The sequence below is a fragment of the Paraburkholderia sp. BR10954 genome, assembly GCF_040965775.1.
In the GTDB taxonomy this organism is placed as follows: Bacteria; Pseudomonadota; Gammaproteobacteria; order Burkholderiales; family Burkholderiaceae; genus Paraburkholderia; species Paraburkholderia youngii.
In genome coordinates, this window is sequence record NZ_JBFRCK010000099.1 from 1 (window position 1) to 6621 (window position 6621).

Sequence of the window (6621 nt, forward strand, 5' to 3'; positions counted from 1 at the left end):
AAGCAGGTGTGGATGCCGGGCCAGTCGAGCTGCGAGTACAGCAGATAGCAGAACATCGCCGCGACGGTGGTCTTCAGCGCGTAGCGGACGTGGTCGAGATTCGTGAAAGCGTCGGCGGCGAAGAAGCCGGCGTGCGGCGCGGGCGGAGCCGGTTGCGAGGGCGCGTCGTGCGCGGCTTCGGATTCGACAGTGGGCTCGGCAAACCGCGTGATCGTGTCGTGCAGCGTGTCGGCTACCGCACGTGCGAGCGGAGTGAGCGGCGCCGACGAGGGCAACGTCAGTTCGATGTCGACCGGGTAGCCGCCAGCGTCGAGCATGCGCGCCATCTCCTCCAGCGTAGTCGCGATCGGTTCGACGAACGAAGCCGGCAGTCGCGCCGACGCTTCGCCGCACGCGAGGTCGACCGCGGCTAGCAGCATGACGCTCGACACCGCGGCACGTTGGAGCGCAACGACATCGGCTCGCAGCGACGTTCCTTCCAGAGCGGACATCTTCAGCCACGAGCCGATCTCCGCGTTGCCTTTGCGCAGCGCCGCGTCGAGCGCATCGCGCGTGGCGGCGGGTTCGCGCAGGCCACGCGCGGCGAGGCGCAGACGTTCGGCCAGTTCGCGCGACGCGAGCCGACGCGGCGACGGCGCGCACACGAGACTGACTGCGACCGACATACCGGCCGGAATCGCGACGAACAGCCACGCATACAGCAGCGCGCGAGTCGCCAGTTCGCCGACCGGCACGCGGCCCAGTTGGTCGAGCGCAAAGCCGACGATCATCGCGACGATGGCGCCCACCGGCCGTAGCTTGCTTGCCGACGTGACGAACAGCAGACTCGCCGACAGCAAGGCCATGGCGGCGACGCGCAACGGCGGATAGTCGACCACGACGATGGCCACCGCCAGCACGAGTCCGATAACGATGCTGACGAGCACCAGAAGCGCTACGCCGGTCACGAAGCTGGTGGTCCGGTCGGGCCGGATCATGAAGAACACGATGTAGGCCGACAGTGCCGCTTCGGGCGTGCCGTACGCGCTCGTGACCCATACCGTCAGCGCGCAGATCAGCGCGACGCGTGCCGCGGTCGCGGCGCGTCCGGGAAAAGGCGCAAGGAGTTTGAACAGGTCGGCGACGCCGGGCCGCAGCGGACGCTCGACGTAACCGGCGGCGGCCGCGCTGTCCATGTCAACGGCACGCCGCGCCATGCCTCACCTCGACGATCGCACTCGCGCCGACGCGCACCAGTCGCTCGGCCGGTTCGTCGAGCAGCACGCGCACCGGGAAGCGCTGCGCAACCCGCACCCAGTTCACCGACGACTGCACCAGCGGCAGCGAGCGCGGCAGGTTGAGCCGATCCGTATCGGAGACCCCTGCGCTGATGCCGACGACCTTGCCGTGAATCGGCTGGCTGCGGTCGATCATCGAATACACGGTCGCGCAATCGCCAGGCGCGATCCGTGAGAGTGCGCCTTCGCGAAAGTTCGCGACAGCGAACCATTCGTCCGCGTGGACGAGGGTGAAGATCGACTGATTCGGTGCGACCGTTTCACCGGCCAGCACGAAAAGGCCGGTGACGTAGCCGTTGTGCGGCGCGCGCACCACGGTTTCATCGAGATTGTGCTGGGCGAGCGCGAGCGCGGCTTCGCGCGCGTGCACGGCGGCGATCGCATCGGCATCGTCGCCGATCGTCTGGGCGCTCGCCTGCTTCTGCTCGCGCGCCTGACTGAGCGACAGCCCGGCTTCGTGCTGCGCAACCTGCGCCTGATCGAGTTGCTGGGCCGGTACGTAGCCTTTCGCCGCCAGCGGCGTGAGGCGCTCCACGTTGCGCGTCGCGAGCGCGTAGGTGTGCGCCGCCTTGCTGGCCTGATCGCCGGCGACCGCCGCGTTGGCGCGCTCGCCCGTGATCGTCCTGCGGCGAGTTTCGAGCGCTGCGCGCGCGAGCTCGAGATCGGCCCGCGCCTGCGCGACGATGAGGCGGTACGGCACGGGATCGATTTCGAACAGCAGGTCGCCTTGTGCGACCCGCTGGTTTTCCTGCACCGCGAGCCTGACGATGCGTCCGCCGACCGGCGTCGCGATATGCACGACGTCGGCGTCGATCGTCGCGTCGTCGGTGGAGGGGAAGCGCGTCGTGCGGTCGTAGGCGAAATACGCGGCCGCAAGGCCGATCAGGATAATCGCGCCCGCGATCAGGCGGCCTTTGAGCGGAGCCCTCGATGTGCCGGCCATTTTCATAGCAGGTGTCCTGTGCCCGAAAGCCAGACGAGCACCGCGACCGTGAGTCCGATCGCGAGGCAGACGGAAAGCTGAAGCGGGACGATCGATGCCCAGCCGGTCGCAACGAACAGGCGATGGGCGAGTAGCGCCGCGAGCAGGCCTATTACGCCGCCGAGCAGCCAGATAGGGAAGTACGCGCCGAAGATCTCGAACGATGGCGCGCCGCGCAGCACGCACCCGGCCAGCAACAGGCTCGGGGCGGCGATGACCGCCAGACGCTGGATGCCGCGCATAGCTACGTTTGTCATACGTTCCAAGGCCGAGCAGGGCATCGCCGCAGCGACACGATCGTCGCGCGTTGCGAGAATCGGAATGTCTGAAGAGGACTTTACCAGTAGCCGACGGTCGATTGGATAGTCCGAGGTACTTTCTCGCCTCCATAAATACACCAGGAGCCCGGCGCGGAAAAGGGGACGAGGCGTTGCTGGCTGGCGGAAGACTTTCCAGGGAAGTGTGCTGTCGGCAAGTCGAAGGCAAATGTGAACCGGGGAGACAATGAAAAACGGGCAAAGCGCCGTACGCTTTGCCCGTTGTCTTTCAGAACTGAAGCGCGGTGCGCTCCAACGGTGTTCAGATCACCCGCTCACGCAACCACGCCGAGCCGAGGTCGATCACCGTCACGACGACGATCACCATGATCATCACGGCGGCCGTCTGCGCATAGTTGAACGAGCGGATCGCCTCGTACAGCACGACCCCGATGCCACCCGCTCCGACCATGCCGACCACCATCGCCGAGCGCACGTTCGATTCGAAGCGATACAGCGCGTACGAGATCCACAGCGGCAGCACTTGAGGCAGCACCGCATAGACGATTTCGTCGAGGCGCGTCGCGCCGGTGGCGCGCACGCCTTCGGCCGGGCGCGGATCGATTGCCTCGACCGCTTCGGCGAACAGCTTGGCGAGCACGCCCGTCGTATGCACCCACAGCGCGAGCACGCCGGCGAACGGCCCGAGGCCGACCGCGACGATGAACAGCATCGCGAAGACCATTTCATTGATCGCGCGGCACGCGTCCATCAGGCGGCGCACCGGTTGCAGTACCCATTGCGGCGCGAGATTGTGGGAGGACATCAGTCCAAAAGGCACCGCGCAGACGAGCGAAAGCGCGGTACCCCAGATCGCGACTGCCAGCGTCACGTACATCTCGTGCAAGTAGGTGCGCCACTCGGTGAAGTCGGGCGGAAAGAAGTCCGCCGCGAACTCGCCCATGTTGGCGGAGTCGCTGAGCAGATCGAGCGGACGCATGTCGGCGCCGTGCCACGCGCCGCCGAGCACCGCAAGCACCGCGATCCAGCCGAGCAACGACCACCAGCTGCGCTTGCCGGCACGACCTTTCGCTTGCGCCGCCTGCGCGGCGGCCGCTTCGCTCGCGCGCGCAGGCGACACGATCAGATCCGCCGTGTTCATTGCTTCTGCTGTGCGGCGCCGAGCGCGCTCAGCTTCGCGTCGAGCGCGGCCAATTGCGTCTTGCGGTCGCTATCGGACAGATGCGTATCGTTCTCGATCTTCTGCTTCTGCTGGAACAGCACGATCTGGCGGATCGGCAGCAGTTGCTGATCCGACGATGCCGAGAAGCCGCTGTATCCGGTGATGGCGGCCATCACCGCTTTTTCGTGCGGATCGGTCTTCGCGTAGTTCAGGAAGAATGTGCGCAGCTTGTCCTTCGTCGCTTGAGGCAGATCCTTGCGCCACACGAGCGGGTCCGACGGAATCAGCGGCGAGGTCCACAGCACGCGCACCTGCGCGTATTTGTCCGGATGCTGTTGCTTGAGCGTGTCCATCATCTCGCTGTTGTTGGTCGCGATGTCGATCTTGTTGTTGACGACGGCCAGAAGATTCGCCTCATGGCTCGACGGCAGCACGCTCTTGAACGACGTTTTGACCGGCGCGTTGTGCTTCGCGAACAGGTAGTAGCCCGGCACCAGCGTGCCCGAGGTCGAGTTCGGATCGCCGAAGCCGAGCGTGACGCTCTTCGTGTCCTTGAACACGTCGTCGAGCGTCTTGAAGCGGCTGTTCACATTGGTGATCAGCAGCGAGTAGTAGCCGCTTTGGCCGTCCGCGTGCTCGACTTTGGCAAATACTTCGCCATTCGAACGATCGACGGCTTCGATCGCCGACGCATTGCCGAAATAGCCGACCTGCACCTTGTTGAAGCGCATGCCTTCGATGATGCCCGCGTAATCGGTCGCGAAGAATGCCTTCACGTCCAGGCCGGTCTGTTTCTTCATGTCTTCGATCAGCGGTTCCCAGCGTTGCTTGAGCACCGCCGACGAATCGGTCGAGATGATGCCGAGGTTGATGTCCTCGGCGTGGGCCGCGGCGACACAGGTGAAAGCGGCAGCGCCGGCCGCGAGCGTGATCAGGGAGCGCAGGAGTTTCATCGGTTGAGGTCCGGTTGAGTGGATGGAGAGAAACAAGAGGACGCGATGGCGTGCGCGATTCAGTTCGACGGCGCAGCGTTCAGCGCGAACGCGTAGCGCGCGGCGGCGGGGCCGGTGTCCGGCCGCGCGGGGGCGGCGGCGGTGTCGGGGGCGTCGTGAGTGTCGTCGGCGTCGTGTGTCGCGTCGTCGAACAGTTCGCGCGCATCGTCGCCGTAGAGTTTCTTTAGCAGTGCCGGCGTCAGCGCATTGGAAGGGCCGTCGTAAACCACCTTGCCGCGACGCAGTGCGATCGTGCGCGGGCAGTACTGCATCGCGATGTCGACCTGGTGCAGCGACACCAGCACCGTGATCCGATGCTCGACGTTCAGCGCTTGCAGCATGTCCATCACGCGGCGCGACGACTCGGGATCGAGCGACGCGATCGGCTCGTCGGCGAGCACGATTTGCGCGCGCTGCACGAGCGCCCGCGCGAGCGCGGCCCGTTGCTGCTGACCGCCCGACAGGTTCGCGGCCCGCTCGCATGCATGCTCGCCGATGCCGACCTCGTGAAGCGCGGCCAGCGACAACGCGCGCTCCGCGCGCGGGAAGCGGCCGGAGAGACGCCGCCACCACGGCAGACGCGCGAGCGCGCCGATCAGCACGTTGGTTTCGACCGACAGCCGGTTCACCAGATTGAACTGCTGGAACACGAAGCCGATGTCGCGGCGAATGCTGCGCACTTCACGCACGATGCGGCCATTCTGTTGGATCGGCCGGCCGAGAATCTCGATCTGCGACGGCTGCGCGTCCGACGCGGTAAAGCCCGCGATATGCCGCAGCAACGTCGATTTCCCCGAGCCCGACGCGCCGATCAGCGCGACCATTTCACCGGGTGCGACGCGCAGATCGATTTCGTCGAGCGCTTTACGGCCGTTGCCGAACGTTTTGCTCAAACGTTCGATTCGAATAGCTTCCCGGATTGCTTCCATCTGTATTCCCTCGATGCATCCGGACACTGCCGGCATGTGTGGGGCTCATTCTAGAAAGCGACTGTGACGGTTGAGTGAAGGCATCGCAACGTCTAGACGACTATATCTTTCTGTGTCGAATTTTCCCGCGGCGTCATGTGTCGTCGGGATGGCAGAACGAAGTCAGCTTGAAGTCGCTGATTTGAACGGAGAGTGACATACGGATGACATGATTTGCGATTCTCGCTGACGCTACGGAAGGCGTGAACGCGAAACTGGCGGCGATGGATGCTTCGTGGACGCAACACTAACCAGTTTCGATCCCTGTCGATAAAGGCGGCGCAATGCCGCCTTTTTTTCGCCCTGCGCCAGCAGGAATATGCAATAGAAATCGAGATACCCGACACAGTCGTTAATAGTTGTATCGAGTTCATCGGCGACATGGCCTATGCGAAGTGGTGGTGCCGGTTCGTCGCGTGACACGGCGCGCGATCTGCCACGACGCACCGCCCAAATGAAAGCCCCGCCGAAGCGGGGGCATGGTTGACGTGCGTCTATATGATCTTCAATCCGTTTTGATCGAATCGAGGTCGCGCAGGAAGTCGTTTTGCTGCTTCCGAATTGAATAGTGGCAACGGGCCGCCATCACATCATATAGTTCTATGTGATTTCTTTTTGCTCTTTCCTTTGCTGACGGATATTCGATTTTAATCGCAAGATCGCAAGCTTTCACAGCGTCATCTTGCACTCGCATATAACGGATCAACTCGATCTTGTTCGTTCTGGAAACGCCGTGCGCGACCAAAATTGCATTAGAAACCTTCTTGTTATCAGCCTCCACGCTCCTGGCATGATCTTCGTAACAATCGAAGTCTCCGAATCCACCACCGCCTAGATAGTCGAACCTGAACAATCCGGAGAGCCTTTTGCAGCAAGGGTTTGAAGCGGAAAGTTGTTGATGCATTTGCAGGAACCTGGCAGATTATGGGTAGTTTCCTGCAAATTCTGTCGAGGTCTGGATG

7 protein-coding genes are annotated in these 6621 nt (G+C 63.6%); all 7 read right to left on the minus strand.

The features are described 5' to 3' along the window. Nucleotides 1-1175, minus strand: a 1175-nt coding sequence (locus tag AB4Y34_RS40300) for an FUSC family protein (RefSeq protein ID WP_368719163.1), incomplete at its 3' end; no start/stop codon positions are given. Nucleotide 1176: 1 nt separating this feature from the next. Further along, nucleotides 1177-2226: a multidrug transporter subunit MdtN gene (gene mdtN, locus AB4Y34_RS40305; RefSeq protein ID WP_176379311.1), complete on the minus strand. Its 1050-nt coding sequence runs from the start codon at nt 2224-2226 to the stop codon at nt 1177-1179. Further along, nucleotides 2223-2516, minus strand: coding sequence for a hypothetical protein (locus AB4Y34_RS40310; protein ID WP_255208745.1), 294 nt, complete (start codon nt 2514-2516; stop codon nt 2223-2225). The genes mdtN and AB4Y34_RS40310 overlap by 4 nt, the downstream gene beginning before the upstream one ends. A gap of 322 nt (nt 2517-2838) precedes the next feature. Beyond that, nucleotides 2839-3678, minus strand: coding sequence for a phosphonate ABC transporter, permease protein PhnE (phnE, locus tag AB4Y34_RS40315; RefSeq protein WP_176379312.1), 840 nt, complete (start codon nt 3676-3678; stop codon nt 2839-2841). Then, on the minus strand, nt 3675-4652 hold the full coding sequence (gene phnD, locus AB4Y34_RS40320) for a phosphonate ABC transporter substrate-binding protein (protein WP_368719161.1): 978 nt from the start codon (nt 4650-4652) through the stop codon (nt 3675-3677). Before phnD ends, phnE begins: the two co-directional genes overlap by 4 nt. Before the next feature lie 59 nt (nt 4653-4711). Beyond that, nucleotides 4712-5620 carry a phosphonate ABC transporter ATP-binding protein gene (gene phnC, locus AB4Y34_RS40325; protein ID WP_176379314.1) on the minus strand — a complete coding sequence of 303 codons (909 nt, stop codon included), beginning with the start codon at nt 5618-5620 and terminating at the stop codon, nt 4712-4714. A gap of 544 nt (nt 5621-6164) precedes the next feature. Then, nucleotides 6165-6563 (minus strand): hypothetical protein, encoded by a 399-nt coding sequence (locus AB4Y34_RS40330; RefSeq protein ID WP_368719162.1) that lies wholly within the window; start codon nt 6561-6563, stop codon nt 6165-6167. Between the last annotated feature and the right edge of the window lie 58 nt (nt 6564-6621).